We start from the raw sequence: 17,635 nt of genomic DNA on the forward strand, positions 1-17,635 counted from the left end.
CCCGGCCTCAGACCCGCACGCGCGGGTCGAGGACGGCGTAGATCACGTCGGCCAGGAAGCCGGAGATCAGGATGAAGACAGCGGTGAACAACGTGACGGTGGCGACCACGTTGATGTCCTGGCTGGTGATGGAGTCGACCAGCCACTCCCCCATGCCGTGCCAGCCGAAGATCTTCTCGGTGAAGGTCGCCCCGACGGCCAGCGTGCCGAACGAGTAGGCCAGCAGCGTCGCCATCGGGATGAGCGCCGTGCGCAGCCCGTGCTTGTAGAGCGCCTTGCGTCTGGTCAGCCCCTTGGCCTCGGCCGTGCGCAGGAAGTCGCTGTTCATCACGTCGAGCATGGCGTTGCGCTGGTAGCGGGAGAAGTAGGCGATCTGGCCCAGGGCGATCGACAGGGTGGGCAGGATCAGGTGGCCGACCTGGTCGGCGACGTGGCCCCAGAAGCCGGCCTGGAGGTTGGGCGTCTCGTAGCCGGTGTAGTACAGCACCGTCGACCCGACCGCGTCGTTCACCGACAACGCACCGAACTTCAGCAGCACGGCGGTGAAGAAGACGGGCGTGGCGATGAAGAAGAACGAGTAGGCGGTGATCGCGCGGTCGGTGACCTTGTACTTCTTGATCGCGCTCACCACCCCGGCCAGCACCCCCACCACCGCGCCGATGATCGAGCCGAGCACCAGCAGCCTGAGGCTGACCAGCGCCCGTGAGCCGAGCTGGTCGTTGATGTCCTGCCCGCGGACGGTCTGGCCGAAGTCGCCGTGCAGCACGACCCCGCCGATCCAGTCGGCGTACCGGCCCAGCAGCGGGTCCTTGTCGTTCACCCCGTACGCGGTGAGCTGCTGCTCGACCACCGCAGCGGGCGGCGGCGGGTTGCGCCCTTCGTAGGTGGACCGGGGGTTGAGGGCGAGCGAGGCCACGATGTAGGCCAGCGTCGTGGCGACCACGACCAGGACCACGTAGTTGGCCAGACGCTTCAGGAGGAAACGGCCCACGTTCTACCTTCGCTCGAGGGTGTGCACAGCTGGCGGCGGTGGAGTCAGAGCACCTTCGTGGCCTCGGCGTAGTGGCAGGCGCTGGTGTGGCCCTCGCCCCGGGACTCCAGCAGCGGCTCGACCGTCAGGCACTTCTCCCGCTGGGTGTCGGTCAGCTCACCGGCGAACTTCTGGCACCGGGTGCGGAACCGGCAGCCCGAGGGCGGGTTGGCCGGGCTGGGCACGTCGCCGGTGATGATGATCCGCTGCCGGCTGCGCTCGAGGCGCGGGTCGGGCAGCGGGATCGCCGACAGCAGCGCCTGGGTGTAGGGGTGCGTGGGCCGGTCGAACAGCTCGTCGCGGGGGGCGACCTCGATGATCTTGCCGAGGTACATGACGGCGACCCGGTCGGAGATGTGCCGCACCACCGAGAGGTCGTGGGCGATGAACAGGTAGGACAGCCCGAGCCGCTCCTTGAGGTCCTCGAGCAGGTTGATCACACCGGCCTGGATCGAGACGTCCAGGGCCGAGACGGGCTCGTCGAGCACCAGCACCTTGGGCTCCAGCGCGAGCGCCCGGGCGATGCCGATGCGCTGCCGCTGACCGCCGGAGAACTCGGCCGGGTACCGGTTGGTGTGCTCCGGGTTCAGGCCCACGGTCTCGACCAGGGTGCGCACGCGCTCGCGGAGCTCGGCCTCGTCCTTGGTCAGCCCGTGGATGATCAGCGGTTCGGCGACGATGTCGAAGACCGGCAGCCGCGGGTTGAGCGAGGCGTAGGGGTCCTGGAAGACGATCTGGATGTCGCGGCGCAGCGGCCGCATCTCCTTGCGCCCCAGCCCGACGATCTCGCGGCCCTGGAAGACGACCGACCCGCCGGTCGCCGGCTGCAGGTTGAGGATGGCCCGGCCGGTGGTGGACTTGCCGCAGCCGGACTCGCCGACCAGGCCGAGCACCTCGCCCGGGTACAGGTCCAGGTCGAGGCCGTCGACGGCGCGGACGGCGCCGACGGTGCGCTTGATCAGCCCACCGCCCTTGATCGGGAAGTGCTTCTCCAGACCGCGGACGCTCAGGATGGGCTCACGGGTGGCGGTCATGACGTCGCTCCCTCGGGTGTGGTGGCGGGGTCGGGCTGCGACGCGAGCACCGCGTCGTCGGCGGTCTCGTCGAACAGCGCGGACGCCTCGCCGTGGGCCTTGCCGACCTCGTCGACCCGGATGCAGGCTGCGGTGTGACCGCCCCCGACGTCGAGCAGCTCGGGTTCGACGACGTCGCACTCGGCGACGTGCAGCGGGCAGCGGGGCGCGAACGGGCAGCCCGGCGGCATGTTCACCACGGAGGGCGGCGACCCCTTGATCGGGGTCAGCCGCTGCTTGGTGGAGGCGTCCAGCCGGGGCAGCGACCCGAGCAGCCCGAGCGTGTAGGGCATGCGGGGCTCGTAGTAGATGTCCTCGACGGCACCGATCTCCACCGGCCGGCCGGCGTACATGACCAGCACCCGGTCGGCGATGCCGGCGACCACACCGAGGTCGTGGGTGATGAGGACCATCGCCGCCCCGGTCTCCGACAGCGCCTTCTGCAGCACCTCGAGGATCTGCGCCTGCACCGTCACGTCCAGGGCGGTGGTCGGCTCGTCGGCGATGATCACGTCGGGCTGGTTGGCCATGGCGATCGCGATCACCACGCGCTGGCGCATGCCGCCGGAGAACTCGTGCGGGTAGGACCGCACGCGCTCGGCCGCGTTGGGGATGCCGACCATGGCCAGCAGGTCGGCGGCCCGCGCCTGGGCTGCCTTCGACGACAGCTTGGGGTCGTGGGCGCGCAGCGTCTCCTCGATCTGGAACCCGACGCGGTACACCGGGTCCAGCGAGGTCATTGGGTCCTGGAAGATCATCGAGACGCCCTTGCCGCGGACCCGCGACATCGCCCGGTCGCTCTGCCCGAGCAGCTCCTGGCCGCGGTACCGCACCGAGCCGCTCACCCGGGCGGAGCCGGGCAGCAGGCCCATGACGGCCAGCGAGGTGACCGACTTGCCCGAGCCGGACTCACCGACGATGCCCAGCACCTCGCCGGACCGCAGGGTGTAGTCCACCCCGCGGACCGCGTGGACCAGGCCGTCCTCGGTCGGGAAGCGGACGTTGAGGTCCTCGACGGCCAGCAGGGGGACGTCGGGGTCGACGGGGCGGGCCTGCGTGCGGCCCTGCTCCAGCGCTCCGGAACTGGTGCTCATGCGTTGTCCCCTCAGGCCCGCACGCGGCGGTTGCTCGGGTCGAAGGCATCCCGGATCCCGTCGCCGATCAGGTTGATCGACAGCACGATGATCAGCAGGGTGATGCCCGGGAAGTAGAAGAGCCACGGCCGGGTCGAGGCCGCCTGCACGCCGTCGGAGACCAACCGGCCCAGCGACGTGGAGCTCGGGTTGTTCACACCGAAGCCCAGGTAGGTCAGCGACGCCTCGAGGATGATGGCGGTGGCCGCGGCCAGCGTCGTCCACACGATGAGCGAGCCGAGCGCGTTGGGGATCAGGTGCTTGAAGATGATCCGCCGGTTGGAGGCGCCGAGGGCGTGCGCGGCCTCGACGTACTCCTTCTCGCGCAGGGAGAGGAACTGGCTGCGCACGATGCGGGCCAGGTCCAGCCAGCCGAACAGACCCAGGATGATGCCGACCCCCAGCGGGGTGCGGGCGTCGCCGAAGTTCGAGGCGACCACGATGAGGACGACGAGCAGCGGCACGGTGAGGATCAGGTCGACGATGCGCATCAGCACGCTGTCCACCCACCGCCCGAAGTAGCCGGCCAGCGCACCCACGAGCAGGCCCACGGGCAACGCGATGGCGATGAACAGCAGCACGATGAACAACGACCGCTGCACGCCGATCATCAGGCCGGCCAGCAGGTCGCGACCGATCTCGTCGCTGCCCAGCGGGTACCCCGCGCTGCCGGGCGGGACGGACTGGGCGCCGCTGTTCTGCGTCGCGTAGCTGGTGCCGTACACCAGCGGGCCGAGGAAGCCGAAGGCCAGCAGCAGCAGGAAGACGACCAGGCCGGTCATGCCGACCTTGTTGCGCACGAAGCGCCGGACGATCTGCTGGCGCTGGCTGCGCGCCTTCACGGTGAACTCGCGCTCGACGCCGTTGCCGGGCCCCGTCGCGCCGGCCGCCTCCGTGGCGGCCTGGGTGGTGGTCACGATGTCTCCTCCGACCGGGTCAGGCGAGCCGGATGCGCGGGTCGAGGACCGCGTACAGCACGTCGGCGACGAGGTTGAACAGCACGACGAACACCGCGCTGATGAGCAGCCAGCCCAGGACGACGTTGATGTCGTTCTGCCCGATGCCGTTCTTCAGCAGGTACTCCCCCATGCCGTGCCACACGAAGACCTGCTCGGTGATGATCGCGCCGCCGAACAGCGTGCCGATGCCCAGGGCGACGACGGTGGTGAGCGGGATCAGGGCGTTGCGCAGCCCGTGCTTCATCACCGTGCGCCGGTAGGTCAGGCCCTTGGCACGGGCCAGGCGCATGTAGTCCGAGCCCAGCACGTCGAGCATCGCCGACCGCTGGAACCGGCTCCAGGCCGCGAACGACAGCAGCGCCAGGCAGATGGTGGGCAGCACCAGGTGGCCCAACCGGTCCCAGAAGATCTCCGACGGTGTCCCGTAGGACGAGATGCCCGGTGACTCCTCGCCGAGGGTGTACAGCACCTGCCGACCGAAGGCGTCGTTGATGCCGCCGGCCACGAACTCCTTGAGCAGGGCCGCGAACCAGAAGGTGGGCAGCGCGATCAGCAGGTAGGCCAGGAAGGTGAAGGCGTAGTCCGAGGGCTTGTACTGCCGCACCGCGCCGACGACGCCGACCAGGATGGCCAGGACGACGGCGATCACCACGGCGAAGAAGATCATCCGCCCGGTGACCCAGAGCCGGCCCCAGAGCTGGTCGGTGACCGCGGTGCCGCCGATGGTCTGGCCGAAGTCGCCGGTGAGGGCGCTGGACAGCCAGTGCCAGTAGCGGACGAAGAAGTTGTCGTCCAACCCCAGCTGGGTGCGCAGCTGGTCGAAGAACTCCGGCGGCGGCTGCGGGTTGCGCGAGTAGTACTTCGCCAGCGGGTCGAAGCTGGCGGCGCAGAGGACGAACACCAGGAACGAGCTGGCGAGCAACACGAGGACCGAGGCGACAATCCGTCGGATCGTGAAGAAGAACATGCGGGGACCTTACGCCGGGAGCGGAAGTCGTCCGGTGGGAACGACCAGTTCAGCTGGGACGTCCGGACACAGCGCGGCCCCCGGGGGTGAGCCCCCGGGGGCCGCGTCTGCGATCAGGTGGTGCGTGGTGCCTGAGGGGTCAGTGCATCACTGCGAGGTCGTCCAGGTGCTGGAGTTCCACAGCGGCCCGCTCTGCGAGGCGTTGTCCTCGACGTTCTCCGTCGAGGAGTTCCACGCCAGGAACGTGGGCTTCTGGTACAGCGGGATGGTCGCCATCTGGTCCCACAGCAGGACGTCGATCTGGTTGGCCAGATCAGCGGCCTGGTCCGGGTCGGGCTGCGCGACGAGCTCGTCGAAGAGCGCGTCGATCTCGGGGGTGCCGAGCCGGGAGTAGTTCTGCCCGACGTTGTCCCCGGTCACCTGCTGGTAGATGGACTCGTTCGAGGTGATGAACGGCGAGGCCACCCAGGCGAACAGCGCGATCTGGAAGCCCCCGGCGATCAGGGAGGTCGGCTTCTCGGGCCCGGCGAAGATGTCCGGGTTGGCGTTGAAGGTCGCCTCGATGCCGGCTTCCTTCAGCTGCGGGATCATGACGTTGACCGTCGTCTCGCGCAGCGGGTTGTTGGCCGTGGTGTCGATCTGGAACGACAGCCGCTGACCGTCCTTGGCGTAGATCCCGTCGGAACCCAGCACGTAGCCCGCACCCTCGAGCAGCGACTTGGCCTGGGCCGTGTTCTGCGTCTTGTACTCGTCGGGGGCGTTGTCCACGTACTGCGGCTGGTTGTTGACGTAGATCCGGTTGTCCAGGACCTGGGCGTCCGAGGAGAACTGGCCGACCGTCTGGTCCACGATCTCCTGGCGGTCGAGGGCCATGCCGAACGCCTGGCGGACCACCGGGTCGGCGAGCAGCGGGTCGGTGGTGTTGAAGTCCAGGTGCTCGAACGAGAGCCCGAAGCTGATGGAGCTGTCGACCTCGGGGGCGAGGTCGGCGACCTGTCCGACCAGGTCCAGCTGAGGCTGCGGGTAGATGACCCCGACCTCCTGGTTCTGGATGCCCTGGACGGCGGTCGTCGGGTCGCTGCCGATGTTCTGGATGACCAGCTGGGCCAGCCCGGTGGGCTCGCCGTACCAGTTCTCGTTGGGCGTCAGCGTGACGATCTGGCTGCCGACGTCGATGTTGTCCTTCTTGATCTGCCACGGCCCGCCGGAGATGTCCTGCGGGATGCCGTCGGCGATCGGCCAGCCTGCCGTCGTGGCCTCGCACTGGGCCTCGGGGGAGGCGGCCTTCAGCACGTGGGACGGGAAGACCGGGTTGCTCGACCCGGACCAGAGGCCCTGCCAGTCGGCGTAGGGCGTCGTGTAGGTGACGGTGACGGTCTTGTCGTCGTCACCGGAGCCCTCGACGGACGCGATGGAGCTGTAGCCCGTCGTGTTCAGCAGCGCCGCGCACCCGCCGTCGGCCGGGTCGGAGCTCCGCTGGAGCTGCCAGGAGAAGATGAAGTCCTCGGCGGTGATGGGCTCGCCGTCGCTCCAGACCGCGTCCGGGTTGATCGTGTAGACGTTGGTCTGCACCCCGTCGGTGACGTCCAGGGTCGGTTCCTCGGTCAGGAGGTCCTGGTTGTACTCGACCGAGAAGTCGGGCTTGACGTCGAAGGCGGACGGGAAGAGCTGGGCCTCGATGTTGGCGACGGAGGTGACGTTGCCGGCCGAGATCAGCGGGAACAGGTTCTCCGGGAAGTCGGCGGACTCACCCACGATGACCCGACCGGAACCACCGCCGCTGCTGCCGCTGTCGCTGCTGCCGCCACCACAGGCCGACAGCACCATCGCGCCGGCCACGCCGGTGGCGACGAGCGCTGCGCCGCGCTTGCTGAACTTCACGTTCGATTGCCTCCCTCGACCCGCACCTGCGGGGGGATCTGACCTGGTCTGCCCGGCCGGACACGATCGGCGTCCGGGACGGGCTGGGTTCGAGCCGTGACGAACCTGTCCGACAGCTGTCGGTCCTGGAACCTCCCGGCGAACACTAGGCACGCCCGTGGGGACCGTCCACGGCCGTCACCGTTTTGTGACCTGGCCTCACGACCTGCGACGACGCAGCCCCGGCGGCCTGCAACACGGCCGCAACACGACGGTCATCCCCGAACGTCTTGCGGGCCAGGGGGCCGGTGGGCGCAGTTCTTGCGGGACGCCGGGTACCGGGATCCCCAGGGAGCTGCCAGCAGACCGGCAGGTTCGTCGATGTGTGCAGGCCCGGCGGCCGGGTAGTGGTGGCGGGACCCCGAAAGCCGACGTGAGGAGCACTCCCATGAGCGCCGTGGACAAGATCAAGAACAAGGCCGAAGAGCTGCTGGGCCAGGGCAAGGAGGCCGCGGGCAACGCGACCGACAACCAGGACCTCCAGGCCGAGGGCCAGAAGGACCAGGCCTCGGGCAACGCCAAGCAGGCCGGCGAGAAGGTCAAGGACATCTTCAAGTAAGAGGTCCCGACGAGAGGCCCGTCCCGCAGGCGCGGGGCGGGCCTCTCGCGCGTTCAGAGGCGGGCCAGCAGGGCCCGGACGGCGGGGAGCAGCGGGCGGTCGGCCGGGATCCAGTCCAGCGCCTCCAGCTCGTCGGCCCGCACCCAGCGCAGCTCGGTGTGCTCGTGGTCGACCGGGTCGCCCGACTCGATCCGCCCCCACCAGACCCGCAGCGTCGATGCCCCCGGTTCGCCGCCCGCCACGACCCCGGGCAGTGGTACCTCGCCCAGGAACGCCTGCGGGGCGATCTCCACCGCGAGCTCCTCGCGGCACTCGCGCACCAGCGCCGCCAGCTCGGACTCCCCCGGTTCGACCTTCCCGCCCGGGAACTCCCACAGCCCGGCGAGGGAGCCGCCGCCCCGTTGCGCGACGAGCACCCGGTCGCCGTCGACGAGGGCGGCACCCACCACCTGGACGACGTCCTCGGCCCGGCGCTGGGCCGCCGCGGCGAGCAGGTCCAGGTGGGCCTGCATCGCCGCGAGGACATGCCGGCGGACGACCGTCTGGTCCAGCAGCCGGCCGAGCACCCCGGGGACCCGGTTGTCCCACTCGACCTGCTCGTCGACGAGCGTGCCGGCCCCGGTCGGGTGGAAGTGGCGGGTGTGGCGCACCTGCGCCATGAGCCCGCCGCCCCCGCGGTGCTCGTCGGCATGCGGTCGGTCGGAGGCGACCTCGGTCAGGGCCCACGGCCAGGGGCGGCCGAGCACGCGGGCGACGTCGAACGCCACGGTCAGCGGCGCCTCCACCAGCGTGGTGAATCGCAGCTGGAACACGGACCGAGTTTCCCAGACCGGGCAGGATGGGCTCCGTGCGCATCTCCGCCCGCGTCGACTACGCCGTCCGCGCCGCCATCGAGCTGGCCGCAGCCAGCCCCGACGCCCTCACCTGCGACCGCATCGCCACCGCGCAGGGCATCCCCTCCCGGTTCCTGCAGGCCATCCTCGGCGACCTGCAGCACGCCCGGCTGGTGACCAGCCAGCGCGGGCGGGACGGCGGCTACCGGCTGGCGCTGCCGCCGAGCGAGGTGTCCATCGCCCGGGTCATGCGCGTGGAGCAGGGCTTCCTGGCCGAGGTGCACGGCCAGCGGCCCGAGGACGCCACCTACCCCGGCGTCGCCAAGGAGCTCACCAGCGTGTGGGTCGCCGCCCGCGACTCCTACCGCCGGGTCCTGGAGCAGGTCACGCTGGCCGACGTCGTGGCCGGGAAGCTCCCCGACGCGGTGGCCGAGCTGGCCGAGGTGGAGAGCGCCTGGCGTTCCTTCGGGGCCGTCCCCGTCGACTGAGAGACTGGCGGCATGAGTGGTGTCGCCGTCCTCCTCACCGGCTTCTCCGGCGCCGGCAAGTCCACGATCACCGACGCCCTGGTCGCCGAGCTCGAGGCCGAGGGCACCCCGGTCACCGTGCTGGACGGCGACGTCGTCCGCACGCACCTGTCCAGCGAGCTCGGCTTCTCCCGGGCCGACCGCGACCTCAACATCCGCCGCATCGGCTGGGTGGCCGGCGAGGTGGTCCGGCACGGCGGCACCGTCGTGATCGCCGCCATCGCCCCGTTCGAGGAGGCCCGCGAGCAGGCCCGCGCGCTCGTCGAGCAGCACGGCCGGTTCGTGCTGGTGCACCTGTCCACCCCGCTGGCGGTCTGCGAGGCCCGGGACGTCAAGGGCCTGTACGCGAAGGCGCGCGCCGGGGAGATCGCCACCTTCACCGGGGTCAGCGACCCCTACGAGGAGCCGGTGCGCGCCGAGCTGCGGGTGGACACCTCCCAGGTCCCCCTCGCCGAGGCGGTCGCGCAGGTCCGGGCGGCCATGGCCGGTGTGGGAGACTCGACGGCGTGACTGACCGCGGGACGCCTCTGGTGGCGCGCCTGCACATCGACCTGGGCCGCGTCGTCAGCGCCGCCTGTCGCCGCTCGTCCTGAGCCGCCGCACCCCAGTCCCCGCAACGCCGCGCGCCCGTCCCGCGCGAAGATGGAGCCCTCCCGTGTCCTCCCCCACCCGCACCAGCCGCTCGGCCCAGAAGGGGCAGGGTCAGTGGGCCCTCGGCTACCGCGAACCGCTCAACCCCAACGAGCGGATGAAGAAGGACTCCGACGGCCTCGACGTCCGCCAGCGGATCCTCGACATCTACTCGCACACCGGCTTCGACGGCATCGACCCCGGTGACCTGCGCGGTCGCATGCGGTGGATGGGGCTGTACACCCAGCGCGCGCAGGGCATCCCCGGCGGCAAGACCGCCGTGCTGGAGCCCGAGGAGCTCGAGGACTCCTACTTCATGCTCCGCGTGCGCATCGACGGCGGGCAGCTGTCGGCCGAGCAGCTGCGGGTCATCGCCGGCATCTCGACCGAGTTCGGCCGCGGCGTCGCCGACGTGACCGACCGGCAGAACGTGCAGCTGCACTGGATCCGCATCGAGGACGTCCCCGAGATCTGGGAGCGGCTGGAGTCCGTCGGGCTGTCCACCACCGAGGCCTGCGGCGACACCCCGCGCGTCGTCCTGGGCTGCCCGCTGGCCGGGGTGCTCGACGACGAGGTGCTCGACGCGACCCCGGCCGTCGCCGAGGTCGTGGCGACCTACCTCGGCGACCGGGAGTTCTCCAACCTGCCGCGCAAGTTCAAGTCCTCCATCTCCGGGTGCGCCCACCACTGCACCAACCACGAGATCAACGACGTCGCCTTCGTCGGCGTGCGCAACTCCGCGGGCGAGGCCGGCTACGACCTGTGGGTCGGCGGCGGGCTGTCGACGAACCCCCGGTTCGCCGAGCGGCTGGGCGTCTTCGTGCGCCCCGACCAGGTCTCCGACGTGTGGGCCGGGGTCTGCGCCGTGTTCCGCGACTACGGCTACCGCCGCTCGCGCACCCACGCGCGGATCAAGTTCCTCATGGCCGACTGGGGCCCGGAGAAGTTCCGCCAGGTGCTGCAGGACGAGTACCTGCACGAGGCGCTGCCCGACGGCCCCGCGCCCGACCGGCCGGCGACCGACCAGCGCGACCACGTCGGCGTCCAGAAGCAGGTCGACGGGCGCAACGCCCTGGGGTTCGCGCTGCACACCGGCCGCATCGGCGGCGAGCTGCTGGCGACCGTGGCCGACCTCGCGCAGCAGTACGGGCAGGGCCGGATCCGGACGACGGCCGACCAGAAGCTGGTCGTCCTCGACGTCCCGGACGACGTCGTCGAGGAGGCGATCGCGGCGCTGGCCGAGCACGACCTGCAGGTGCGGCCCAGCGTCTTCCGCCGGCAGACCATGGCCTGCACCGGCATCGAGTTCTGCAAGCTGGCCATCGTCGAGACCAAGGGCCACGCCAAGGAGCTGACCGCCGAGCTCGAGCGCCGGCTGCCCGACTTCGACACCCCGTTGACCATCAACGTCAACGGCTGCCCGAACTCCTGCGCCCGCTTCCAGACCGCCGACATCGGCTTCAAGGGCATGGTCGTGGGCGGCGAGGAGGGCTTCCAGGTCCACCTCGGCGGCCACCTGGGCTTCGAGTCCTCCATCGGGCGCAAGCTCCGCGGGCACAAGGTGCTGGCCACCGACACCGCCGACTACGTCGAGCGCGTGCTGCGCGGGTACCTGGAGCACCGCACCGAGGGCGAGTCCTTCGCGGCCTGGGCGACCCGCGCCGACGAGGACCTGCTGCGGTGAGCGAGCCGGGCGGAAGAACCAGGCAGCTGCCGCCGTTCTACTGCCCGTACTGCGGCGAGGAGACCCTGCGGCCGCGCGAGACCGAGGGAGAATGGCACTGCGGGTCCTGCCTGCGGGCCTTCACCCTGCGGACGACGGGAACGGGAGTGCAGCAGCCGTGAGCGCAACCCTGGTCGAACCCACACCCGAGCTGGCCGCCGAGGCCGATGCCCGCTTCGAGGGGATCGCCGACCCGGTCGAGCAGGCGCTCGCGGTGCTGCGCTGGGCCGGGGAGACCTTCGGCGACTCGTTCGCGCTCACCTCCTCGATGGCCGACGGCCTGCTCGCCCACCTGGCCGCCCGCGCGCACCCCGGCGTCCAGGTGGTGTTCCTGCAGACCGGTTACCACTTCGCCGAGACCATCGGCACCCGCGACTGGATCGCCTCGGTCATGGACATCCGGGTGCTCTCGGTCGAGGCCGAGAAGACCGTCGCCGAGCAGGACGCCGAGTTCGGCCCGGCCCTGCACGACCGCGACCCCGACCTGTGCTGCGACATGCGCAAGGTGCAGCCGCTGGCCCGCACCCTCGCGGGGTTCAGCGCCTGGGGGTCCGGCGTCCGGCGCGACGAGTCCGAGACCCGGGTGGGCACCAAGGTCGTCGACTGGGACGCCAAGCGGGGCATGGTCAAGGTCAACCCGCTGGCCGCCTGGAGCCAGGACGACGTCGACACCTACGTCGCGCAGCACCAGGTGCCGGTGAACCCGCTGGTCGAGATCGGGTACGCCTCGATCGGCTGCGCCCCCTGCACCCGCCCGGTCGCCCCCGGCGAGGACCCCCGCGCGGGCCGCTGGGCCGGCCGGAACAAGGTGGAGTGCGGCCTGCACACCTGAGGGCGACGCCGCACACTGCCCCCATGACACGACCGCAGGCGCTGTCCGCCGAAGAAGTCGCCACCGCGGTGGCCGAGCTGACCCACTGGGACGGCGACCCCCAGGGCATCTACCGGCGGTTGACCTTCCCGTCCTTCCGCGCCGCGGTGGACGCCGTCGTGCAGATCGCGGACATCGCCGAGCAGATGGACCACCACCCCGACCTCGACCTGCGCTACGACTGCGTCCGGGTCGCCGTGGTGACGCACGACGCCGGCGGTGTCACCGAGCTCGACGTCGAGCTCGCCCGCCGGGTCGACGCCCTGTTCCCCGGCACCGACGCCGGCTGACCGCCGGGCCAGGTCACCGGCTGTTCACCCGCAGGGCGACCGCCCGTCGTCCGCTCCTCGCCGTGCTCGACCAGGGTCGGGTGGTCCAGCACGCATGCGATCGGGGAGGACGCCGGGATGGGCCACGACCACGGGCACCCGCACGACCACGGGCACGACCACGGGCACGACCACGGCCACGACGGCGACGCCGAGGGGACCTGGCGGGACGGCCGGGTCGAGGACCCGCTGTCGGTGTCCCGCCGCGCGTTCCTGACCCGGGCGGCCGTCGTCGCCGGGGCGGCCGCGGGCGCCGGGGTCCTCGGCGTCGGCGCGGCAGCGGCCGCGCCCGGCGGCGGACCGGGCGGCCCGGGTGGACCGGGCGGCCCCGGCGGCCGCCCGCAGCCGACCAACCCGTGGAGCGGGGGCAGCCGGTTCCTCGCCGGGGACCACCACATCCACACGCAGTACTCCCCCGATGCGCAGTACCCGATCGAGACCCAGGTGGCCAAGGCGCAGCAGTACGGCCTGTCGTGGGTGGTCATCACCGACCACGGCGGCACCGCGCACCAGAAGTTCTCGATCGACCAGATCACCCCGAACATCGAGGCCGCGCGCAGCGCGCACCCCTCCCTGCTCGTCTACCAGGGCCTGGAGTGGAACATCCCCGGCGCCGAGCACGCGACGGTCTTCCTGCCGCCGGGCCGCAACACCGTCGACATCCTCAAGGCCTTCGAGGCCGCCTACGACGGTTCCGTGCTGGCCGACCAGAAGAAGATCGCCCGCGCGACCTCCGCCGACGGCGAGCCGTTCGCCCTCGACGCGCTGCGCTACCTCGACCAGCAGGTGACCGGCGGGCGCACCGAGATCGCCCTGATGTTCGCCAACCACCCGGCCCGGCGCGGCATCGACAGCCCGCACGAGATCCGCGGCTGGCGCGACACGGCCCCGCGGGTGGCCGTCGGCATGGAGGGCGCGCCCGGCCACCAGGCGGCCGGCATCCCGCTCACCGCGCAGGGCCCGGGCAAGGCCCGCGGCTACTACGACTTCGCGCCGACCGTCGACAGCTTCGCCGGCTACGCCCCGACCGCGCTGGAGAACCCCTACCGCACCTACGGCGGTTTCGACTGGATGACCGCGAAGGTCGGCGGGCTGTGGGACTCGCTGCTCGCCGAGGGGCTCCCCTGGTGGATCACCTCCACCTCCGACTCCCACCAGGTCTGGCAGGACACCCTCGCGCCGGGCACCCAGGACTTCGCGTCCACCGGCAGCCGCGGCGCCCCCGTCGACACCGGCGCACCGATCACCACCTACGGCGACTTCTGGCCCGGCTACTACAGCTCCACGCTGGTCGCGGCGCCGTCCCGGCGGTACGTCGACGTGATGCGCGGGCTGCAGTCCGGCCAGGTGGTGGCGGTGCACGGCCGGTTGGTCGACGGGCTCGACGTGCGCGTGCGGGCCTCCCGCGGGGACGGCGACCGGCGCGGGGTCACCCTCGGCGGGCGCACCTGGGTCCGCCGCGGCGGTGACGTCCGGCTCGACGTCACGATCGACCTGCCGGCCGGGCCGAACGCCTCCGGCGCGGTGCCGCGGTTGGCGAAGGTCGACCTGATCAGCGGTCCGGTCACCGGCCGCAGCGCGGACCAGGACGCGCTGTCGGCCCCGCGGACCACCGTGGTGAAGACCTTCGACGTCAGCGGCTCGGCCGGCGGCCGGCGCGTGCGGCTGGACTTCACCTTCAGCGGCGTGCAGGAGTCGTTCTACCTGCGGCTGCGCGGCAGCGACGGCAACCAGCTCGACGCGGCCGGCAACCCGCTGCAGGACGTCACCGGGAACGAGGACCCCTTCGCCGACCTGTGGTTCTACGCCAACCCGGTGTTCGTGGACGTCCTGCCGTGACCGCCGGCTGGTGGGCCGCCGCCCCGGCTGCGGACCTGTCGGCCGATGCGCACCTGCTGCACGCGATCGACGGCGCGCTGGCCGGCACCGGTCGGCGCGCCGTCCTCGTGCAGACCCACGTCGACCGCCGGCACGTCGTCGCGGCCACCACGGTGAGCTGGCAGCTCGACGGCGGCGGCGGGGAGGTCGAGCACGACGCCCTGGCCGCCGCGCTGGGCGGGCCGGTCACGCAGGTGGACGACGGCGGCGCGGCCGGCGGGGCGCTGGTCGAGGCGCCCCGCGCCGGCCGGCTGGTGCGCTTCCCGGGGTCGGCCGACGTGCGGGGCGAGGTACCCGTGGACCGGCTGCTGGCCCGCACCGCGATCGACGCCGTGGTCGGGGTCGGGGCTCCGGTGGGGCCCGGTGACGTCGTGGACACCCTCGACGGGCACCTGCGACCGCAGCGGCGGGACGGCGCCGTCGAGCTGCTGGTGGAGCCCAGCGGCCCGGGCCGGTGGCGGCCGGTGGAGATCGCCGATCCCCACCGGTGCTGCGGCGGGCACGCCTGACCCCGCTCACCCCAGCGGCAGCACCAGGAGGGCGAGCAGCCGGTCGGCCTCGGCGTCGGGGTCGGCGGTCAGCCCGGTGTGCACCGGGGAGGGCTGGACGACGGTCGAGCGCGGCGCGGTGAGCCAGCGGAAGCGCGACCCCAGGGCCTCGCGGCCGGCCGCACCCGCCACCTGCGCCGCCGCGCAGACGTCGGCGGCGGCCTGCAGCGCCCAGGCGACCGCCACCGGGTCGGCGGTCGGGTCCAGGGCGCGGAGCCGATCCAGGTCCAGGTGCACCCGTGACCCGAGGTAGTCGCGCTGCCGGCAGTACACGAGCACCCCGGCGTTGAACGCCTCACCGCGCTCGACCCGCGGCACCACGCGGAGCACGGCGTACTCGTAGGTGTTCACCGCTGCGAGACCCCGGGCGGCGGCGGGGGCCCCAGCCAACCGGGCCGGTTCTGCCCGCGCGGTGCGGGCGCGCGGCCCCGCGACCCGTCGGCGGCGGCCTGCACCAGTGCCGGCAACCAGGCCGGGCGGGCGTCGAGCCGGGCCAGCAGCTGGGCCACGTACCGCTCGCGGGTCACTGCCGCCGGCTCGGCCTCGGGCCCGCGGAGCCAGGCGTCGGGCACCAGGGAGAGCACCCGCTCGAGCAGCGGACGGGTCACCCGCGGGCCCAGCTCGGCGTCGGCGGCCCGGACGTCGGGGTGGGACTCGACCAGTGCGTGCTGGCTCGCGTCGTAGACCCGCTCGACCGCCGCCGGCGCGCCGGGCCAGTGGTGGTGGAAGGTCAGCGCGGCGCCGTGGTCGATGAGCTGGAGCCGGCCGTGCCAGAAGAGCATGTTCGGGTTCCGCCACGAGCGGTCGACGTTGCCGACGAGGGCGTCGAACCAGAGCACCCGGCCGGCGAGCTCGGGGGCGACGTCCGGGCCCTGGGCCGAGAAGTCCAGCGCGCCGGGCAGGTAGTCCATGCCCAGGTTGGTGCCGGCGGAGTGCTTCAGCAGCTCCTGCACCTCCTGGTCGGGCTCGCCCACCGCGAGCTCGGGGGCGACGTCGACGGTGACCAGCGCCGGCACCGGCAGGGCCAGCGCCCGGGCGAGCTCGCCGCAGACCACCTCGGCGGCCAGCACCGGCACCCCCTGGCCGGCCGCGCGCCACTTCACGACGTAGGTGCCCAGGTCGTCGGCCTCGACCAGCCCGGGCAGGGACCCGCCCTCGCGCAGGGGGAGGACGTAGCGGGTGGCGGTGACGGCGGGGAGCACAGTGCCCGGCAGGCTACCGGGGCCCTACCGTGCAGCCATGCCCCGCCGCCCGCTCCTGGTCGTCGGCTCCCTCGTCGTCCTGACCGCCTGCAGCACCGCGGTGCTGCGCCCGCTCCCCGTGGTGGGGGCCACCGGCATCGGGGACCCGTACTACCCCGGCGACGGCAACGGCGGCTACGACGTCGACGCCTACGACCTGGACATCGGCTACGACCCGGCCACCGATGTGCTCACCGGCACCGCGACCATCACCGCCCGGACCACCGACGCCCCGTTGGCGAGCTTCTCCCTGGACCTGGTCGGGCTCGACGTCGCCGACGTCCGGGTCGACGGCACCCCGGTCGAGGTCACCCGGGACGGCGACGAGCTGGTCGTCGACCGCGGCCAGGTGGTGGTCGACGGCGGGTTCACCGTCCGCGTCGAGTACTCCGGCGTGCCCGAACCGGTGCAGGACGGCCCCGGCGAGTCCGGCGTGGTGACCACCGACGACGGCGTCCTGGTGGTCGGGCAGCCCGACGTCGCGGCCACCTGGTTCCCGGTCAACGACCACCCCAGCGACGCCGCCGCGGTGCAGCTGTCGGTCACGGTGCCGCAGGACCTCGTGGCGGTCTCCAACGGGGAGCTGGTCGAGCGCGGCGACCCGGTGGACGGTGCGCGCACCTGGGTGTGGCGCAGCGACGAACCGATGGCCCCGTACCTGGTGACGCTCGCCGTCGGCGACTTCGACCTGACCGAGCGGGAGGTCGACGGCATCACCTTCCGGGACGCCGTCGCCGCCGGGCTCACCGACCGCCGCGCGGAGAACGCCCGCGCCGCGCTGGACCGGCAACCGGAGATCCTGGGCTTCCTCGCCGGCATGTTCGGGTCGCCGTACCCGTTCACCGAGGCCGGCGGCATCGTCACGGCGTCCTCGTTGGGTTTCGCCCTGGAGACGCAGACCCGGCCGATCTACGCCCAGGACTTCTTCGGCTCCGCCTCGGAGGCCGAGCTGGTCGTGGTGCACGAGCTGGCCCACCAGTGGACCGGTGACGACCTGCGGCTGGACCGCTGGCGCGACATCTGGCTCAACGAGGGCTTCGCCACCTACGCCGAGTGGGCGTGGACCGAGGCCCAGGGCGGCGAGACCGTCGCCGAGCAGCTCGCCGACGTGCTCGGGACCCCGGCCGACGACGAGTTCTGGGAGCAGGCCATCGGCGACCCGGGCCCCGCCGGCGACGAGCTGTTCAGCGAGCAGGTCTACGTGCGCGGCGCGGCCACGCTGGCTGCGCTGCGGGCCGAGATGGGCGACGACGCCTTCGCCGAGCTGCTGTCGCGGTGGACCACCGAGCACGCCGGCCAGGCGGTCACCACCGCGGAGTTCACCGACCTGGCCACCGAGGTGGCGGGCACCGACCTCACCGGCTTCTTCGACTCCTGGCTCGGCACGGGCAAGCCGGCATGAGCCGACACTGGA

The 17,635-nt window shown here is 72.2% G+C and carries 19 protein-coding genes; 10 read left to right on the forward strand and 9 right to left on the reverse strand.

Annotation, left to right across the window (positions count from 1 at the left end; all coding sequences use genetic code 11):
* Positions 1-7: 7 nt before the first annotated feature.
* The 6 genes from BLS67_RS01300 to BLS67_RS01325 all read right to left on the reverse strand — a co-directional run bounded on the left by BLS67_RS01300 (position 8) and on the right by BLS67_RS01325 (position 7,043).
* Positions 8-991, reverse strand: coding sequence for an ABC transporter permease (locus BLS67_RS01300; RefSeq protein ID WP_091238235.1), 984 nt, complete (start codon positions 989-991; stop codon positions 8-10).
* Between the two features lie 44 nt (positions 992-1,035).
* On the reverse strand, positions 1,036-2,064 hold the full coding sequence (locus tag BLS67_RS01305; protein ID WP_091238239.1) for an ABC transporter ATP-binding protein: 1,029 nt from the start codon (positions 2,062-2,064) through the stop codon (positions 1,036-1,038).
* Positions 2,061-3,197 carry an ABC transporter ATP-binding protein gene (locus BLS67_RS01310; protein WP_091238242.1) on the reverse strand — a complete coding sequence of 379 codons (1,137 nt, stop codon included), beginning with the start codon at positions 3,195-3,197 and terminating at the stop codon, positions 2,061-2,063. Before BLS67_RS01310 ends, BLS67_RS01305 begins: the two co-directional genes overlap by 4 nt.
* Positions 3,198-3,208: 11 nt before the next feature.
* Positions 3,209-4,153 carry an ABC transporter permease gene (locus BLS67_RS01315; RefSeq protein ID WP_091238247.1) on the reverse strand — a complete coding sequence of 315 codons (945 nt, stop codon included), beginning with the start codon at positions 4,151-4,153 and terminating at the stop codon, positions 3,209-3,211.
* 19 nt (positions 4,154-4,172) lie between these two features.
* The gene (locus BLS67_RS01320; protein ID WP_091238250.1) at positions 4,173-5,162 is read right to left on the reverse strand and encodes an ABC transporter permease; all 990 of its coding nucleotides are present in this window, start codon (positions 5,160-5,162) and stop codon (positions 4,173-4,175) included.
* A gap of 147 nt (positions 5,163-5,309) precedes the next feature.
* The gene (locus BLS67_RS01325) at positions 5,310-7,043 is read right to left on the reverse strand and encodes an ABC transporter family substrate-binding protein (protein ID WP_091238252.1); all 1,734 of its coding nucleotides are present in this window, start codon (positions 7,041-7,043) and stop codon (positions 5,310-5,312) included.
* 427 nt (positions 7,044-7,470) lie between these two features.
* Between BLS67_RS01325 and BLS67_RS01330 the strand changes: the two genes are divergently transcribed.
* Positions 7,471-7,641, forward strand: a complete 171-nt coding sequence (locus tag BLS67_RS01330; RefSeq protein ID WP_091238254.1) for a CsbD family protein — start codon at positions 7,471-7,473, stop codon at positions 7,639-7,641.
* Positions 7,642-7,694: 53 nt separating this feature from the next.
* On the opposite strand, the gene BLS67_RS01335 is transcribed toward BLS67_RS01330, so the two are convergent.
* A complete protein-coding gene (locus tag BLS67_RS01335) occupies positions 7,695-8,453 on the reverse strand; it encodes an NUDIX domain-containing protein (RefSeq protein ID WP_091238259.1) in 759 nt (252 codons plus the stop codon).
* A gap of 26 nt (positions 8,454-8,479) precedes the next feature.
* Here BLS67_RS01335 and BLS67_RS01340 point away from each other — a divergent pair, with 26 nt between their 5' ends.
* The 8 genes from BLS67_RS01340 to BLS67_RS01370 all read left to right on the forward strand — a co-directional run bounded on the left by BLS67_RS01340 (position 8,480) and on the right by BLS67_RS01370 (position 14,941).
* Complete coding sequence (locus tag BLS67_RS01340; protein WP_091238263.1) at positions 8,480-8,962, forward strand: RrF2 family transcriptional regulator; 483 nt, start codon at positions 8,480-8,482, stop codon at positions 8,960-8,962.
* 12 nt (positions 8,963-8,974) lie between these two features.
* Complete coding sequence (gene cysC, locus BLS67_RS01345; protein WP_091238267.1) at positions 8,975-9,511, forward strand: adenylyl-sulfate kinase; 537 nt, start codon at positions 8,975-8,977, stop codon at positions 9,509-9,511.
* Between the two features lie 145 nt (positions 9,512-9,656).
* Positions 9,657-11,315: a nitrite/sulfite reductase gene (locus tag BLS67_RS01350; RefSeq protein WP_091238270.1), complete on the forward strand. Its 1,659-nt coding sequence runs from the start codon at positions 9,657-9,659 to the stop codon at positions 11,313-11,315.
* Positions 11,312-11,476 (forward strand): Insertion element protein, encoded by a 165-nt coding sequence (locus tag BLS67_RS23610; protein WP_165617409.1) that lies wholly within the window; start codon positions 11,312-11,314, stop codon positions 11,474-11,476. The genes BLS67_RS01350 and BLS67_RS23610 overlap by 4 nt, the downstream gene beginning before the upstream one ends.
* Entirely contained in the window at positions 11,473-12,186 is a 714-nt protein-coding gene (locus BLS67_RS01355; RefSeq protein ID WP_207500161.1) for a phosphoadenylyl-sulfate reductase, read from the forward strand. Before BLS67_RS23610 ends, BLS67_RS01355 begins: the two co-directional genes overlap by 4 nt.
* Positions 12,187-12,209: 23 nt before the next feature.
* Positions 12,210-12,515: a 4a-hydroxytetrahydrobiopterin dehydratase gene (locus BLS67_RS01360; protein ID WP_091238277.1), complete on the forward strand. Its 306-nt coding sequence runs from the start codon at positions 12,210-12,212 to the stop codon at positions 12,513-12,515.
* Positions 12,516-12,632: 117 nt separating this feature from the next.
* Positions 12,633-14,393 (forward strand): PHP domain-containing protein, encoded by a 1,761-nt coding sequence (locus BLS67_RS01365; RefSeq protein WP_165617427.1) that lies wholly within the window; start codon positions 12,633-12,635, stop codon positions 14,391-14,393.
* Positions 14,390-14,941 (forward strand): hypothetical protein, encoded by a 552-nt coding sequence (locus tag BLS67_RS01370; protein ID WP_091238283.1) that lies wholly within the window; start codon positions 14,390-14,392, stop codon positions 14,939-14,941. Before BLS67_RS01365 ends, BLS67_RS01370 begins: the two co-directional genes overlap by 4 nt.
* A gap of 6 nt (positions 14,942-14,947) precedes the next feature.
* Here BLS67_RS01370 and BLS67_RS01375 read toward each other — a convergent pair whose 3' ends face one another.
* Complete coding sequence (locus BLS67_RS01375) at positions 14,948-15,331, reverse strand: DUF3037 domain-containing protein (RefSeq protein ID WP_207500163.1); 384 nt, start codon at positions 15,329-15,331, stop codon at positions 14,948-14,950.
* A complete protein-coding gene (locus tag BLS67_RS01380; protein WP_091238289.1) occupies positions 15,328-16,182 on the reverse strand; it encodes a HipA family kinase in 855 nt (284 codons plus the stop codon). Before BLS67_RS01380 ends, BLS67_RS01375 begins: the two co-directional genes overlap by 4 nt.
* Before the next feature lie 37 nt (positions 16,183-16,219).
* Between BLS67_RS01380 and BLS67_RS01385 the strand changes: the two genes are divergently transcribed.
* Entirely contained in the window at positions 16,220-17,623 is a 1,404-nt protein-coding gene (locus BLS67_RS01385) for a M1 family metallopeptidase (RefSeq protein WP_091238292.1), read from the forward strand.
* Positions 17,624-17,635 lie beyond the last annotated feature (12 nt).

The sequence above is a fragment of the Klenkia soli genome (genome assembly GCF_900103975.1).
Taxonomy (GTDB): Bacteria; Actinomycetota; Actinomycetes; order Mycobacteriales; family Geodermatophilaceae; genus Klenkia; species Klenkia soli.

Bases quoted from the DNA above. Each gene is read 5' to 3' on its own strand.
- BLS67_RS01305 (WP_091238239.1), bottom strand. From the start codon at position 2,064: ATGACCGCCACCCGTGAGCCCATCCTGAGCGTCCGCGGTCTGGAGAAG.
- BLS67_RS01310 (WP_091238242.1), bottom strand. From the start codon at position 3,197: ATGAGCACCAGTTCCGGAGCGCTGGAGCAGGGCCGCACGCAGGCCCGC.
- BLS67_RS01320 (WP_091238250.1), bottom strand. From the start codon at position 5,162: ATGTTCTTCTTCACGATCCGACGGATTGTCGCCTCGGTCCTCGTGTTG.
- BLS67_RS01330 (WP_091238254.1), top strand. From the start codon at position 7,471: ATGAGCGCCGTGGACAAGATCAAGAACAAGGCCGAAGAGCTGCTGGGC.
- BLS67_RS01340 (WP_091238263.1), top strand. From the start codon at position 8,480: ATGGGCTCCGTGCGCATCTCCGCCCGCGTCGACTACGCCGTCCGCGCC.
- cysC (WP_091238267.1), top strand. From the start codon at position 8,975: ATGAGTGGTGTCGCCGTCCTCCTCACCGGCTTCTCCGGCGCCGGCAAG.
- BLS67_RS01360 (WP_091238277.1), top strand. From the start codon at position 12,210: ATGACACGACCGCAGGCGCTGTCCGCCGAAGAAGTCGCCACCGCGGTG.
- BLS67_RS01365 (WP_165617427.1), top strand. From the start codon at position 12,633: ATGGGCCACGACCACGGGCACCCGCACGACCACGGGCACGACCACGGG.
- BLS67_RS01385 (WP_091238292.1), top strand. From the start codon at position 16,220: ATGCCCCGCCGCCCGCTCCTGGTCGTCGGCTCCCTCGTCGTCCTGACC.